This is a genomic window from Polynucleobacter sp. AP-RePozz3-80-G7 (assembly GCF_018882145.1).
GTDB lineage: Bacteria > Pseudomonadota > Gammaproteobacteria > Burkholderiales > Burkholderiaceae > Polynucleobacter.
The window spans coordinates 17341-31392 of sequence record NZ_JACVPC010000004.1; the positions used below are offsets into that span (position 1 = coordinate 17341).

Here is a 14052-nt window from a genome sequence, read left to right on the forward strand (position 1 = left end):
AATTAGCTTTCGATAATATTGTTCATGCGACAGAACAAAATCAAGTCTGCAATATTGTTAATGCCTAGTTTGTCAAAGACTCTGGTCTTATAAGTAGCTACTGTCTTATTGCTGATATGCAGCATTTCAGAGATCTGCTGATTGGAGTTACCTTTGCCCAGATATTTCATAACCTGTAACTCACGATCAGAAATTAGCGCAAGCTTATCGTTGTCACTTAATGAGCTATTGCCATTTTTGCCATGAGTGAAAAAGTTATAGCCTTGGGATATGGCAACGCAAGCAGCTAGGATGACATCTGCACCTGCAGTTTTGTTTACAAAACCATGCCCGCCTAATGAGCGTACTCTCCCGCCATAAACAGCCTCGTCCATGCTGGAAAGAACAAGCATTCGAACCTCGGGATACATTAATCCGATACGGCGTATGACATCAAAGCCATCCGTCTTGGGCATATCGAGATCCAGGATCACCATATTGGGGTTCACCTCCTTCATGGACCTAAGGCACTCCTCACCATTCTGGGCTTGCCCTGCGATCTCAAAAAGCAACTGGTCCTGCAACATACTTTTAAGAGCCATCAGCATTGCCGGATGGTCATCTACCAACATCACGCGTTTTCTCATTACTTGTCTCCGTTTTGGTTTGGGTGTGGATGAGGGTGCAGCGAAAAAATGGCTTTAGCGATACGACTATCGTTAATCTGCAGCATCTGATGGCGACTTACAGGCGACATCATGAGACCACCATAGGAATGGTCGACAATCAGAATGGAAGCGTTTTCTAAATCCTTTACTAACCCAATATTGCTGGCATAAAATTGTGTTGGTGAGTAGGGCGATTGTCTGAGTTGAGAAAGCACATTGCTTGCCAGCTCGCGTTCACGTATTTGACTCATATCGATATGAACGCCCTCTAATTGCATTTCCGTGATCCACTGCAACTCTTCAATGCTTCCGGTGAATTTCAGAAAATGTAGCAAGATGCCAAGCCGTCGTAAACGCAGTAACCCTTCTTTACAAGCATCGGCGATGTCAGGCTCAGGAATTGTTTGAATGCCAATACTTACCAAGCCCACTGGTAGGCGTGAGTTCAGAATGAGTTCACTCATTGCATCCACGTAGCGGCTTGAGGCTATGGCATGTGTTGGTATTGGCAAAATGCCAGGAATAAAGCGACCACTGCGATACCAATATGCGATGGTGTCTAAGCCTTCCATAAAAAGGCGCAGCAATTGCATGTCAGAGGCAGTCAGTAATGGTCTAAATAAAGATCCTGTCAGTTTGGTTCCCTTGCAGTTAAAAATGGGTTCATAACTAATCGCTTGTCGTTTAGACCAGGATTGGTGTTCTTCAAGGGCTTGGTTACTAAGTCCAAGCCAGGGGTCGCCACAGGCGTCTCGTACTTCTTGGAAGGGTTTGTTCTTCCATGCCTTTACAAGCGTGTACAGCCGGGATTTCGGGCTCATCAGCATTCTCCAGTCGGTGGCTATCCAGTCTAGGCAGGACGGATTGGAGCGGTAAGGGCTTTAGGCTGATTTATCTGTAGGAATCGGCCTACCAGCCTGTCCCCATTATAAAAATAGGCTAAATCTGACGATATCCATTTATCTCAGAAATCAATGACTATATAAATCAATAAGTTACAAATTTTTAGCCAGCTATCTCGAGAATGATTCTTCAAGAATCTTGGGAATTACCCCTGAATTCGTCAAATATCTTGGAAATATTGCAGCTTGACGTTTCATAGTGATACACATAAAATGTGTATCACTAATAAAAACACATTAAACGAGTATGACTAATAAAACTCCTTATCACCAATTGGGTAGCCGGATCCAAGAACTTAGACTTGCGCGAGGACTAAATTCCCAAGGAGAGTTGGCCGCATTGCTTAAAACTGTAAAGCAACAAAGCATCAGCCGATGGGAAAAGGGGGCATCACGACCAAGGCAGGGAGATTTGGAATTATTAGCGATGGCTATTGAGGCTGATGTAAATGAATTAAAAGTATTGGCGGGTTATTCAAGCAGGCCAATTGCCAATACTAGTTTTGATCAACCATTTCCGATTGATTTGCTACCACCTGATATTTTTGAGAGATTCTGCCATCATTTTTTATATCTCCTGCATCCAACAGCAAAATCAGTTTATAGATTTGGTGCAACAGGGCACAAGCAGGATGGAATTGACCTTGAGGTTCTCTTGGGGGATGAGACCTATACCTATCAATGCAAAAGGCGCGAAGAGTTCGGCCCGGCACAAGTTAAAAAAGCGGTAGAAGAGCACAATCGTGAAGCTCAAAAAAATATACTCTTACTTACTCGAATTGCTAGCCCAAAATCCCGAGATGAAATAAAGAAGTATGTTGGTTGGGAGTTATGGGATAAGGAAGATATTTCATTAAGAATTCGTCAACTAGCCAAGGTTGAGCAAATTCGTCTTGTAGATATATTCTTCCCGGGCCAGCGGCAGGCGCTACTTGGGGAGACGGAGGCGGGGCCTTGGGTAAATGTCGATGATTTCTTTGAGCCATTTTTGGCTGATGACAGCATTTTCAATCATAAGTGGCAACTGATCGGACGAGAGCAGGAACTTGCAAGCCTTGACTCTTGCTTGATGGATGAAAGTATTAAAGCAATTTTAATCACCGGGTCTGGTGGTTCAGGCAAGTCACGTCTGCTGTATCAGGCTTTAAGCGCCTTTCTAGAAAAAAAACAAGATGTTATGACAAAGGTTTTGTCGATAGGTGAAGAGTTAACAAGCAAGCATTTAGAGAGTTTAGGTGTAGGAAGAAAGCTTCTAGTTGTCGATGATGCACATGATCGCGAAGATTTACCTATTTTGTTTAAATATGTAGCTAATCCAAAAAATCAGGCAAAGTTAGTTTTATCGTTAAGATCCTATGGATATGAGCGTATAAGTTTGCATGCGGCCAATGTATCTCTTCAGCCTCCCCACGCTATTCGGATTGATCTTAAGTCGCTTACTCTTAAGGAATCAGTTTTACTTGCTCAAGAAGTTCTTCATGGAAGCTCTGGGCCAATCGAGACAGCAGAGCAAATTGCTAAATTCACTTTAGATTGCCCCTTGGCTACGGTATTGGGAGCGCAAATCGTTTCCAGGGAAAAAATAAAACCAGAGTTTCTGAATATTGAATCTACATTTAGAACAACGATACTTGCCAAATTTCAAGATGTAATTACATATGGCCTGGCTAACGAAAGCGGCAGAGATAAAGATAGGCTCGATTGCATTCTTAGGATATTGGCTTTAGTGCAACCATTTAATCCAAGCGATTCACAATTACTCGAATTGATTGAAAAAATTGAAGATATATCCATTGCCGATAGCAATAAATATATCGGCATGCTTATAAAAGGAGGAATTCTTTTTAAGCGTGGACAAAAATATCGACTGGCCCCCGATCTTTTGGCTGACTACATCATTGAACAGAGCTGCGTAAAGGTCAACGGAGATTCTACGGGCTATGCTGAAAAAGTATTTTCAGAGGCACCGGTTGCTCTCATTGAGCATATCTTGATGAATTTAGGAAAGCTTGATTGGCGAAGAACAAGTGGCGATACGAGCAATAGTGGATTGCTTGACGATATGTGGAGAATGCTCGATCCAACAGGCGAATATGGCGATCTGCATTTGAGAGCCATGATATCTGTAGCTTATTACCAGCCAGAAAGAGCGCTAAGGTTTGCTGAAGAATGTATTCGTGATGGTCGTGAAATTAGAGATTTACCTGAGTTGATTAAGTATGCCGCCTACAATTTCGAATTTGTAGAGCGCGCATGTGCATGTTTGTGGGAGTTGGGCTCGAAGGATCCTCGAAAAATTAATCAACATCCGCAACATTCGATTCGAATTCTTAAAGAATTATGTTCGGTAGAACCTAATAAGCCAGTTGATTACAACCAAAAAATAGTTAATTTTTCTATTTCGTTATTGGATAATCCAAATGCATGGGCGGGTTCTTATACCCCGTATGATGTGCTTCAGGGAATACTTCAAACTGAAGGTCATACTACGAGTTCGAATGGAAGAGAGATTTCATTTGGCCCCTTTCAGGTCAAGCAAGTAGCGGTTAAAGAGCTAAGGCAGTTGGTGATTGGTGCAGCAATATTTAGACTAAATCATTCAAATATAAAAATAGCCATTCACTCTGCGGCCGCCCTGCATCATGCGCTTCGCTATCCAATGGGACAGTTTGGATCGCAGGTCTCTGATGAAGAGTATGGGCAGTGGACTAAAGAATTTGTTGATACTCTTAAAAACATCAAAGATAAGGTTGCGAATTCTGAGATTAATTCTCTTGTATGGCTTGAGCTTCAAAATGCTATTTCTTGGCACTCTAGGTATTCCCAAACAAAAACCAAGTTAGTGGCTAAAAAAATAATGGAATTAGTGCCATCGTCTATTGACTATCGCCTAACGCGTTCACTGATGGATGGATATGGTCGAATGCTGGAGGAGTACGACGTTGAAAAATACGAGGAATTAGTTCAGAAGACGGTTAAATCTGTAAGTAACGAATTAATTTCTTTGTACCCAGAAGCCGAGCAGCTTCATTTACAGATTGAAAAAAAACTAAAAGAAATTAATGAAAATAAGCCTAATCAAGCTGTAGCCCCTTACCATCTAATTTCTGAGTGTATAGCTGGGATGCCAAAATTGGGTTTAATAATTATTGAATCCGGGCTGAAAGACCCCACCCAAAAAACAGCGGCATTTATTCATATAGCGTTAATCCAGGCCTATAAGGTAGATGTAAATGACGGCAGATCTTTGTTGTTGAAGTTATTTAATTCAACTCACGAAAATTTGAGGCGGGGTGTTGCAAGTGCAATAGGAGAAATTTTAAATAATCATGATCTCCCGCCGGAAGAATTGGATATTTTGCATAAACTGCTTGCCTCTGCAGATCAGTATGAGGTGTTGATCTCATTAAGGGCCATTCGGCAAGTTGCACAAGTCAATGCAGTGGAAGCAAAAAGTTTAATTTTGAGTGTGAATTTAAACAATTCAGTGAAAATTGCTGACGAAGTTTGTAGTTTATTTCACGAAAATGGTAGCTTGCCTGCCGATAGGCTGGATGAAGTATTTGTAATGAAGTTTCTTGAAAAAATTCTCATCCTTCCAAACGTAAGTGAATTTTGGCTTGAATACTTCCTTTCTGCTTGTTCGGAAAAGTATCCCAGAGAAACATTAGGCTTTTTTATGCGTCGGGTTGAGTATGCTCAGTCAACAGGGGACTATTCATTTCGACCATGTAACTATGGACCATATATTCACACACCTCTTAAATTCAGAATGTCTGAAGAGTGCGATTATTTAATGCGGACACTATGGAGATGGTCTCGTGAGAATTATGAAAAAGATGCAAAGTTTCAATATTTTTCTTCACATGTATTCTTGCCAATTTTCTCGCCGATTGATGATTCTGTAGTTTCCTTTTTAAGGGAAAAATTAAATGGAGACGAACTCGATATTCAGCTCATTGGAAAATTTTTAAGGGATGCGCCTTCAAACTTTTCAATAGTTAATTACAGCTTTATTGTGGATTTGTTAACGGCAGCTAAATCTTTTGGAAAGAAGGTTTTGGATCAAATAACAAATGAACTGTACTGTGCGGCCGTGAGTGGATTAAAGCAGGGTATAGCAGGAGTCCCATTCGAAAGGGATGTTGAGGTTAGAGATCTTTCCAAGCAGATGCTGGAAAACTTACCTCAATTTTCTCCAGCCTACCGTCTTTACAGCTTAATAAATAAAGATGCTGAAAGAAATATTTCAGATTCTCTCGGGGATGCCGAAAATTATGAAGAGTAAAGTTATCTCATGTATTGATGCTGACCAACTAAATAATTATCAGTCTTATAGAAAAGCTACACTAAATTTTTATATGAAAGATTGATAGCCGGTGATGTATATAGAGTTTTATCATAATCAACATTTAAAGTATAAAAACTAATGAATGATCAAAAGCCTTCCGAGAAAATGCAAGTAGGCCCCCCATCCTCTTCTCAAGAGGGGTTTGCTGAGGTACGAGTGACAAATTTATCAGTTGCAAATCTAAGTCCTCAGATCGCCTCCAAATCGAGCAAGACTATACGTTGGACAAAGCTTCGTTCAATTGAAATTAAAAATTTCAAAGCGATTGACTCTATTGATCTCCCACTTTCAGATGTCACAATATTGGTAGGGCCAAATGGCTCTGGGAAATCTTCAGTATTGCAAGCTATACATTGGGCAGCGCGTGCAGCAAGTTATATTCCCCCAAGGAAGCAATCAGAGGTTATCAACTTTGAAAGATTGGATTACTCCCCATCAAGTGATCCATTAAAAATGGCACATAAAAAAGAATTGTCATCTGACAGGGGGACGGCCCCTACTGTCGTGACTTTTAATCACCTGTTGCCTGAGGATGGCACACCACTAGCAGCAAATATTAAGATCTGGGCGGCTCGCAATCGCGGGGGAATTGCTGTTCATATAGATGGCGGTGTAGCTGTAAGCCCATTTAAACAGCGTGATGATGTTATTACCGCCTATATCCCTGGGCTTGCTGGCTTGTCAGAGCGAGAAACTATCTTGGTGCAACCACTTCTTAGGCGTCAAGCTGCCAGTGGTGATGCAGGCGGTGTTTTAAGAAATGTTCTTTTTAATATTGCCAGTCAACAGCCGGGTGAATTGGATAGTGAACCAGCAAAGGCACGCGTTAAAAGATTAAATGAATTGGTACAAATTATTCATCCAAATGTACGCCTTGAGGTAGGTTTTGATGATCGTGAAGATATCAATATTCGCGCACTTTTTGAGGACAAGCTTCTTTCTGGTTTGAAGCGTCCATTGGAGACTGCTGCTACAGGTGTTCTACAGGTAATTCAAATTTTTGCGTACCTTATATTATTTCGCCCAAAATTACTTCTTATTGATGAGCCGGATGCCCACTTACACCCAGATAAGCAAGAGCGTCTTATAGAAGCGCTTGAGCAAGCTGCAGCCGAATTTAATGTGCAGGCAGTTTTAACCACGCATAGTCCACACATTGTTCGGGCCGCCTCTCCAAATGCGAACTTAGTTTGGGTTAAAGATGGTCAAATTGTTGAGCATGAGGATGATGCAATTAGAGCGCTCCTGGGTTGGGGTGGGCTTGATAAAAGAATTTTATTTTTTGTAGAGGATGAGGATGATCAACCCATCCGAGCAATTTTGCGCCAATGGCCTCACTTATACAGACAAATAGCCATTTGTCGATGTTTTGGCGTAGATAATTTACCGCGTAATGCGCTATTAGATGGGTTGATTGGTGATAATGCGTTCGGAATTAATGCATTGATACATAGAGATCGAGATTTTATGATCGATGCTGAGTGCAAGATGTGGAGGGGGCGATATAAAGCAGAAAGAACGACTGCCTGGATAACCGAGTATGTGGATGTAGAGGGTTATTTTTGTCAACCTAAATACTTGGCCGCCCTATACGGGATTACCGAAGAAATAGCAGTCGCCTGGATTAAGGATGGGGTGTCGCGGTGCATAAAGGATGCTAAAAATACTTTTTACGATAAGCGCAAAGTCATAAACAGGATGTTGTATGAGAATGGAGGTAGTCCAGCAACGGATGAGCTTTGGATGGGTAACGGCGAGACTTCTAAAAATACCGTTCTTGGAAAAACTCTACATAAAGCACTCAAGGTAGTTGCTAAAGAAAATAATTTTAGCGATAAGTTGCTTGATAGATTTACCATCCCGGAAAATTTTGAAACAGCACCAGACTTGAAAAGCATCTTGGAGGATATTCTGAATCAAGGCAAGTAGGTATTTTAAATTACTTCAGTTGCCTTACTGATCTACCAATATCCAAGAAATAATTGGGTTCAAGGGGGGGATTAACATCCCTGATCATTGGATGGCTTTTCAGATGACGCTTAATTTTTAACCTCCAGGTACGCGCAGTCCATTTGAATTCTTTTTTTCGGCTTCTAGCCTGTTTATAGAAGAGGGGCTCAAGGCCTTGAATCTTTTTATTAAACCAAACATTTCTTTTGTAGAATGCGGCAACTACTAATTCACTGGTCTCTATGAAGTACTTACTCTTTTTATCCATTGCTTCATATAGGACGCCCTGAAAAAACGCGGGACTAACTTTTGACAACTGCGTTCCACATGATGGGCAATTCGCCAGGGATTCAAGGGGCCTTTCATCTGATGCCTTTGCAAATAAGTTTACGGGAAGAATGATGGGGCTTCTGCAGTGGTTGCAATCGTCCTCTAGTAGGCACTTATGAATTGGGCAGCTAACACAGAGCTTGAGGCGCCATTCCATTCGAAAGTAGGGTATTTCATCTTCCTGTAAACATAATGGGCAAAATCGAGACCTTCTTTTTCTTCCATAGCGCATTACATAAAATTTTGCACAGAAATCATACATTCGTAATGACCTAGAAATGGTTCGTTGATTCCTGAAGTCAGAAGCTAATAAGTTTACTTTCTTTGCAATTGAATCGATATCCAATCTCCAAAATCGAAAATCAAAATCAAAATGCAGTTTTAATTCTAAAAATTCCAGCATCGCTGTAATCGAAACGCCTTGACTTAGGCTTGTCCGACTTAACCAAGAGCAAATAGATTCCCTTGGAAGAGGGGGCGGCACATTGCATAGGGCTGAGTAATTTTTCATGGCAGTTAGTCAAATAATCGTTGTTGTGAAAGATGGCCTTTGGCACTATCAAAATGCGTCAGGGGTTCATAGGCATAAAGTTGCTTTAGTAAATAAAGCGCACTTTCCTTATCGGCAGTGGTGAGCGGATAAAAAGCCAACCTCTCTAAAAAGGGTTGATAAACCAAGGTACTTAGCTCCGAAAGGATGGGGGGATCTAAGAAGCCCTCAATTCGTAAAGCAGCGCGTTTAAGTAAATCGCGCCAAAATTGGCTTGTACATTTCCCCCATGGATAGCTAGAAGAGATGGCTTCATGCGAAGTCTGGCAAATACCAAATGCTTTGATGATTCGAAGTGCTCCATCCATTGAAAGATGCCTCATCCAAGGTGGGGCTTGGCTAAGCTCTGGCAATCTATTGATCATCAAGGGTTTTAATGCCCAACTTGCAAGATTGAGCTCTGCCTGGCTAGGCCTATCTGATGCATTTGCTGGGCTTGAAAAAATCCTGCCACATTGGCAAATATCAATCGTAGGCCGATCCCATCGAATAGGCTTTTTGCAATGTTCGCAATGATCAATTAGATATACCCCATGCTCAATGCAAATGGGAATTGGTCCAAATTCCCAGCATCTAGAGATGTAACCTTTTTGATGAATACAGCTTGGGCAAATTTGAGGACTTCGAAATCGGTAGAGATCTCGAAAGAGGAGTTGTTGGCCATACACCAGCATTCCTCCTTCCTTGGCATTGCCAAACGTTTGCATGAGTATCGGCTTGAGCTGCTCGTGCTCTAACCCCGTGAGGTAAGAAAGCACGATGGCATCTCGCGTATCAGGTAATCGTGGCCCTCGAATGCCCAGCACCTTTTTTAGCCATCGAAATGGCAAATGATTGGTGCCAAGCCATCTCAAGAGATAGCCAAGCCCCGATTCATCTTCAAGACATTCAATTTGTATTGGGGGCGGTGTGAGTTCACTGTGTAAATGGATTGGCATACTCATTACCCTCCCCATAAATACGCTCATGAGCCAGATGAAAGGTCGATTTCATGATCACCTGATCTTGACTATCGACACTAATGAGGACTACTTCGGTAATGAGTCGTTTTAGATTGCGAAGATTGCCACCTGTTGCCGCATGAATAAGCGCGCCATAATTCTCAGTAAGAATGATCCCCAGATCAAACTGCTTGGATTGATTAACAAAGGCCTTGAGTAAGCCATACCACTCCGGTGTGAGCGTCTCGTAGTTTGAGAGTTCAATACGAGTGCTCACACGAGAGGCTAAGTGTGGATCTAGCCTCTCAAGATCATCTAACTCTTCGGTACCCATTAAAAAGAGTCCTACTCCAGTGACATCCATGATGTGGTGCAATAAATCGGTGACATCGTTCTGACTATTTTTGGCATAGCGTTTGGATTTGGAGAATGCCATGTGGTGGCTTTCATCAATTGCGAGGATGCGCGTTCCCTTTTGGCGAATAATGTCGCATAAGACTTGCGTCTTAATATCAATCGCTTTAATTGAGGTCGTGGCAAAGGGGTAGTTATAGGCAACTAATAAATTGCGAACAAGCTGGTGCCTGGTGGGGGAGGCATCTAAGCGCGTCATAACAATGCCTAGACCCTCTTTGAAGAGAGTGGTCTTAGGTAGGGTCCTGGCAAAGTAATTGACTAGCGATGTTTTGCCTGACCCAGTGGGCCCAATAATCCGAATGCCTTGCGGCAAATTTAGCTCATGAGCCAATTGATAGATGCGATCTAATGCTTGGATCCCTTGAGCAAACCGAGTATGGTTCACCATGATGTGATCAATGGTTATGCCAATTTTTAGTGCTGCCTTTGAATACATGAAGATACGTCTTTGTAGCTCACGTTTTTCGGTTTGTTCAATCTCGTTTTCAGTTGTGGTTAGTAAATGTTTTTTCATGATTATTTATTTGATTAGTAGAGGGTGAATCCGTCAAAATCGGGAATTTCCTCGAGAGTGACTTTGGCTTCAGGAATGATCAGGGTAGGTTGGGCCGGCTTGTACTGGACATCAGTAATGATTTCCTGATCAGGCATCCAAATCTTGCTAGACGACAGCCCTTGGTTTTGCACGGCCTTTTTATAGTCGAGCTTCTTGTGGTCTTTAATCAGCCGGCTTTGCCACATCTCTTGCATTTCTGCTCGAGCCATATCAAGCTGTTCCTGACCACGAATTTCTTTGAAATGTTCCCTAGCAAATGCGCGAATGTTTCTATGCTGCACATACGACAATTGATTGGCGTAATGAGGAGTGCGTGAGGGCACTAGAACCCAATTAGCGTGATCTAAAGGATGCTGCACATAGAGCATATGCAGGTCATCCGGATCCCATTTAACTAGCGTCTTAAATTTAGGACCCACCTCTTTTTTCATTTGAAAGAGTTCAGGACAGGAGTACGAAAGCCCCATTAATTCAATTCCGCCGCTATTGACCGTCAAGTATCTAGACATAGCAGCAATGCGATTGAGCACCTCTAGACTTCCTAGAAACCTAGGTGGTGGAATTTGCTCTAAGCTTTCCCCAAATAAATCAAAAGAGCGACTTAACTTATGTTTATTGATATGAAAGGGGTGGATGTCCACTGCCCATTTGAGGATCGTTTCGCAAAAAATACTAAAAGGAATGCCAGCATCCTTTTTGGGGTCTGGAAAGCGAACGTTGGGAATAGGCTTGTTTACACGTCCTGATGGAAGATGCAAAAAATCTAAATCACGAAAGACTCTTTCGACTCCAGCTTTTGACCAGGGTGTTCGTACGCGGCAATATTCCAGAATGAGTTGCAACTCCCAAGCGACCTGTCGAAATTGTGGTGAATGAAACTCTAGTCCGTTGTCCACTGCAACTTCTTCAGGGATGCCGCAGCCCAACCAAGGATTGGTAAGGTAGGCCGCATGTTGGGTGTACATCTCTTTGGGTTGAATTGCGACCTTTAGAGCTTTTAGAGTGGAGCTAAGGCTAGGTCCATCAAAGCTGACATGGAGTCCAACGATATAGCTCGAGTAACGATCAACCACCAAAGTGAGGGTGGGCCTTCCAAGCGGCAATCCCGTGCGATCGCAGATCAGCACCCAATTGAGAGTGGTGTGATCGATTTCATAGCGCTGCATTGCGCGGCAAATGGGATTTTCCCCAAAGGGAGTTCTAAATTTCACACGCGCATATAGATCTCCATACCTAGCCTTAGTTGCAAAATAGGGCTCCACTTCTTTTGAGCGTCGGTTAATCGTCGATGCGCTGACCTTGGATTCTTCCTCGGTGAGCTTGCCTTGCGCTACGAGTTTTTTAAGCTCTAAGCGAATGATGGAGCCGACATTCTCAAGAGAGTTTCGCGCGCGAGTGAAGTAGTGTTTATGCAAACATTTGTAAATAAACTCTTCAACTAGTGGATGCGTGAAGCGAGTCTTCGCGCGATAAAGGTATCTGGAGACTAAAGCTGCTGGATTTAAATCATTTAACTCAAAGATTCGCATCCAGGTCATCACCGTATTGGGAGCGGGTGGCGAGGTATCTTTAATTCTTTCAGCAACCACAGGAATTTGCTCAGCAATTCGTTTTTTCTCCCCGCGATTAATGCCAAGACGCCTCATCCAGCCTAGATAGTCCATTTTTCTACCTAAATCATCTTGGTAATGCATAGGAAGATCCGATAAGCTCATTGGCGGCGTAACTGATGCTGGCAACTTTGGATCAAAACCTGGTCGTAGAACCAGCGCTTTTCCTTCTTGCACATCATGAACCGCTTGAGCAATCGTCAGGGTCTTGGTGTGCCGGGTAATCTGGTCTTCAAATTGAACCTGTCCACCATCAAGCTGCCTGAGAAACTGGTAGATCCGATCCCCATAGCGCAAAGTTAAACCAAGTTGAAAAGTAATTAAGTCCATGTGTGACTCCTGAAATAGGTTTTGTAATAAAAAGTTCTGAGATAGGTGTTACCGCAGTAACAAAGATTTTTCGAGTAGCTATGAGATGCAAAAGATCTTCAGTTGAGCATTGCGCTTGAGTCTGGAGATGGGTAAATGAAATTGCATTGCCCTCAATTTCTTGTAGCTTGTTCAAAATCGTTTTTTGAAATTGCGGATCAACTTGCCAATTGACGTAGCGAAGAATTTCTTTGACGTGCTTTTCTTTTTCGTCTGAATACAGCTGCGTTTCATCGGCAGTCATGAATGAAAAATTACGATTACTTAAGATTTCATTAATTTGGTTAAAGCGCCTCTCCAGTTTTCCGATTCGCTCGAGGATCTTGATTTCAATCACCACGAAGCTTCCATCCTCTAGCTCAATTAAGTAATCCGGTGTGTAGTGCCTTTTCTTGGTTGGATCTAAATTGACCTTAAAAGGTTGGGCAACAATGCGCCTGACTCCTGGGCAAAGTAGGCACAGCTGAACAAAGGCTCGCTCTAGCTGGGATTCATAAACAATCGGCTTGGACTGAAAATAGGGGCTATTAATCATTCCCACTGTTCTGTGGGGTGAGCGCGTAATAACCTGGCGCGTAGAATTGACAATCATTAAATTTCTCCTTAAAAATTAGGCAAAGCACGGCCAGATCGCCTTAGTTGCCTAAAATTTAGGCAAAGCAATCCCTATTCTTGACTTCACTTTTTTGTTTGGAGATAATTCGAAGTGTCGAGCTTACAAACTAAGTTCCTCACGAAAGTGGGGCAAAGAGGCCGTGCTACTGTTAAAAGTGGTGCGGTTTTTTTGCTTCTATAGGCTTCCTTTCTTGTTGGGCATTCGCCCTTTTGCATTCAAAAAATCAATAGGCTTTAATTTCGCAATAACGAAATTGCCCCTCAACAGTATGTAAATAAAGGCTATAAGACATTTCTTTACAATATAAAAATAATTTGTTAATCTTATACAGTTAGCAACAAATAGTGCTTTAAATAGCTATATTTAGTAAAAAATATTATTATTTTAACGTGAAAACTGACGCCACTACCCCTAAAAAACCTGAATTCTTGATTCAAGAAGGTTGGGGGGTGCGCTTAAGGCGGGAGAGAAAGCGTCTTGCATACACCCAGGCGGAAATAGCCAAGCTCTCTGGGGTGAGCGTGGTTACCTATCAGCAATACGAGCGGGAAGAGTTTGAGCCCCGATTGGGCTACTTAAATCAGTTGGACAGGTTAGAGTTGAATATGCGCTTTATTTTGTTTGGTGAGGAAATTGAGCGGGGATCTCAAAAAACATTAATTGAGTCTAGAGTGGCAGCCCTTAAGGCGTTTAAGGCAATGGAGGATTATGTTGCTCGACTGGGCCGGGAAAATATTTCATCCGAGGAAAAATTTGCAATGTTTGAGGTCTTAAGATCTCAGGCCACACCTCAGGTGTGGGTGTAGGTAGAAA

10 protein-coding genes are annotated in these 14052 nt (G+C 42.3%); 3 read left to right on the top strand and 7 right to left on the bottom strand.

Annotated features, from left to right (window positions below; genetic code table 11):
• Nucleotides 1–2: 2 nt before the first annotated feature.
• Both ICE90_RS08635 and ICE90_RS08640 read right to left on the bottom strand, forming a co-directional pair.
• Nucleotides 3–626, bottom strand: coding sequence for a response regulator transcription factor (locus tag ICE90_RS08635; protein ID WP_072582788.1), 624 nt, complete (start codon nucleotides 624–626; stop codon nucleotides 3–5).
• Nucleotides 626–1468 (bottom strand): diguanylate phosphodiesterase, encoded by an 843-nt coding sequence (locus ICE90_RS08640; RefSeq protein WP_216192029.1) that lies wholly within the window; start codon nucleotides 1466–1468, stop codon nucleotides 626–628. Before ICE90_RS08640 ends, ICE90_RS08635 begins: the two co-directional genes overlap by 1 nt.
• A 328-nt stretch (nucleotides 1469–1796) precedes the next feature.
• Between ICE90_RS08640 and ICE90_RS08645 the strand changes: the two genes are divergently transcribed.
• On the top strand, nucleotides 1797–5837 hold the full coding sequence (locus ICE90_RS08645) for a helix-turn-helix domain-containing protein (protein WP_216192032.1): 4041 nt from the start codon (nucleotides 1797–1799) through the stop codon (nucleotides 5835–5837).
• A gap of 141 nt (nucleotides 5838–5978) precedes the next feature.
• Entirely contained in the window at nucleotides 5979–7829 is a 1851-nt protein-coding gene (locus ICE90_RS08650) for an ATP-dependent endonuclease (RefSeq protein WP_216192034.1), read from the top strand.
• Nucleotides 7830–7839: 10 nt separating this feature from the next.
• On the opposite strand, the gene ICE90_RS08655 is transcribed toward ICE90_RS08650, so the two are convergent.
• Genes ICE90_RS08655 through ICE90_RS08675 form a run of 5 tightly spaced genes read right to left on the bottom strand, consistent with a single transcriptional unit; the run spans nucleotide 7840 to nucleotide 13215 of the window.
• Nucleotides 7840–8691: a TniQ family protein gene (locus tag ICE90_RS08655; protein ID WP_216192037.1), complete on the bottom strand. Its 852-nt coding sequence runs from the start codon at nucleotides 8689–8691 to the stop codon at nucleotides 7840–7842.
• 5 nt (nucleotides 8692–8696) lie between these two features.
• Entirely contained in the window at nucleotides 8697–9674 is a 978-nt protein-coding gene (locus ICE90_RS08660; protein ID WP_216192039.1) for a TniQ family protein, read from the bottom strand.
• Nucleotides 9646–10602, bottom strand: coding sequence for a TniB family NTP-binding protein (locus ICE90_RS08665; RefSeq protein ID WP_216192041.1), 957 nt, complete (start codon nucleotides 10600–10602; stop codon nucleotides 9646–9648). The genes ICE90_RS08660 and ICE90_RS08665 overlap by 29 nt, the downstream gene beginning before the upstream one ends.
• A gap of 14 nt (nucleotides 10603–10616) precedes the next feature.
• On the bottom strand, nucleotides 10617–12584 hold the full coding sequence (locus ICE90_RS08670; protein ID WP_216192044.1) for a Mu transposase C-terminal domain-containing protein: 1968 nt from the start codon (nucleotides 12582–12584) through the stop codon (nucleotides 10617–10619).
• Complete coding sequence (locus ICE90_RS08675) at nucleotides 12508–13215, bottom strand: hypothetical protein (RefSeq protein WP_216192046.1); 708 nt, start codon at nucleotides 13213–13215, stop codon at nucleotides 12508–12510. The genes ICE90_RS08670 and ICE90_RS08675 overlap by 77 nt, the downstream gene beginning before the upstream one ends.
• 413 nt (nucleotides 13216–13628) lie before the next feature.
• Here ICE90_RS08675 and ICE90_RS08680 point away from each other — a divergent pair, with 413 nt between their 5' ends.
• Nucleotides 13629–14045, top strand: a complete 417-nt coding sequence (locus tag ICE90_RS08680; RefSeq protein ID WP_216192048.1) for a helix-turn-helix domain-containing protein — start codon at nucleotides 13629–13631, stop codon at nucleotides 14043–14045.
• The last annotated feature ends 7 nt before the right edge of the window (nucleotides 14046–14052 follow it).

Bases quoted from the DNA above. Each gene is read 5' to 3' on its own strand.
- ICE90_RS08635 (WP_072582788.1), bottom strand. From the start codon at position 626: ATGAGAAAACGCGTGATGTTGGTAGATGACCATCCGGCAATGCTGATG.
- ICE90_RS08640 (WP_216192029.1), bottom strand. From the start codon at position 1,468: ATGAGCCCGAAATCCCGGCTGTACACGCTTGTAAAGGCATGGAAGAAC.
- ICE90_RS08645 (WP_216192032.1), top strand. From the start codon at position 1,797: ATGACTAATAAAACTCCTTATCACCAATTGGGTAGCCGGATCCAAGAA.
- ICE90_RS08650 (WP_216192034.1), top strand. From the start codon at position 5,979: ATGAATGATCAAAAGCCTTCCGAGAAAATGCAAGTAGGCCCCCCATCC.
- ICE90_RS08655 (WP_216192037.1), bottom strand. From the start codon at position 8,691: ATGAAAAATTACTCAGCCCTATGCAATGTGCCGCCCCCTCTTCCAAGG.
- ICE90_RS08660 (WP_216192039.1), bottom strand. From the start codon at position 9,674: ATGAGTATGCCAATCCATTTACACAGTGAACTCACACCGCCCCCAATA.
- ICE90_RS08665 (WP_216192041.1), bottom strand. From the start codon at position 10,602: ATGAAAAAACATTTACTAACCACAACTGAAAACGAGATTGAACAAACC.
- ICE90_RS08670 (WP_216192044.1), bottom strand. From the start codon at position 12,584: ATGGACTTAATTACTTTTCAACTTGGTTTAACTTTGCGCTATGGGGAT.
- ICE90_RS08675 (WP_216192046.1), bottom strand. From the start codon at position 13,215: ATGATTGTCAATTCTACGCGCCAGGTTATTACGCGCTCACCCCACAGA.